This window comes from Hymenobacter agri, from assembly GCF_054778495.1.
In genome coordinates this window covers 1-991 of record NZ_BAAGZM010001022.1, presented here as the reverse complement: position 1 = coordinate 991, position 991 = coordinate 1, and the positions used below count along the sequence as shown (strand labels likewise).

1 protein-coding gene is annotated in these 991 nt (G+C 55.6%); it reads left to right on the top strand.

The annotated features are described in order from the left end of the window. The first annotated feature begins 254 nt into the window (after positions 1-254). Positions 255-797 carry a hypothetical protein gene (locus ACYVDE_RS24175; RefSeq protein ID WP_460504073.1) on the top strand — a complete coding sequence of 181 codons (543 nt, stop codon included), beginning with the start codon at positions 255-257 and terminating at the stop codon, positions 795-797. The last annotated feature ends 194 nt before the right edge of the window (positions 798-991 follow it).

Here is a 991-nt window from a genome sequence, read left to right as displayed (position 1 = left end):
GTGGGCAGGGCCACGGCGCGGGCGGTGTCGGCGGGAGTGGGCGTTTGGGCGGCAAGGCGCAGCGGCAGCAAAAGCCCCCCAAGCAACCCCAACCGCGCCTTAAGCAAAAAGGAAAATAGCATCATGAAAAGCAAAGCAGCGCGACACAGACCAGCGCAGTACGCGAATTGTTGGCCAGCCGCGTACTTTCCGGCGGGTTTCCGGCGTTGCCGGTTCAGCTTTGGTTGCCATTATTGCGCCCTCTGCCTGCTCCTATGCATTTCCACCTACCCCGCCGCCGCCGCCGCCGGCTGCTGTTGCCCCAAGGCTGGGTGGCGCTGGCGGGGCTGTTGCTGCTGGGCTGCCTGGCGCTGCACCCGTGGCAGGAGCAGTTGAAGCGGCGCAGCGTGTTGCAACTGACGATGCCGCCAATTAATAAATCCGGCACCATTTGGCCATTAGCGTATTTTGAAGATTGTGATAGTCTTATGCGCAATGAGCCAAAACTCACTTACGCGAGTGTTGATACTTATCGTCACTGGCATATAATAACTCTAGGCAAAGGGCCAGGAATGGACACGTTGGCAATTCACGATATAGAAAGGATTTTACATGCTAGAGGTACCAGACCAAACTGGAATAAAAGCGGCCTTAAAGTTTGCTTTTTACCTAGTGCTCATTACTCGTCCTTAATCCTATCATTGAGTCTATTTAACCGATATCACGTTCAACAATACTTCCTCGATATCAAGAATAAGCCCATTGCGCTGTATACATTAACAGTTCCCAAAAGCGAATGTCCCCCAATGCCAAAGTAACACTTGGCCTGTATGCCCTCTTTCTTCCTACCGGCAATACAGCGCTTCCCAAAGCGCCTGGTCCTGCCCGTAAATGTCCTGGTAGAAGCGTAAATGCCCATTCTCGGCCGTGGCGGTGGCGTAGCGGATGTAGATGGGCAGCGGCCGGCGCAGCAGCACGTCCTGCGGCGGGCACTGCCGGGCCTGGGCCGGCG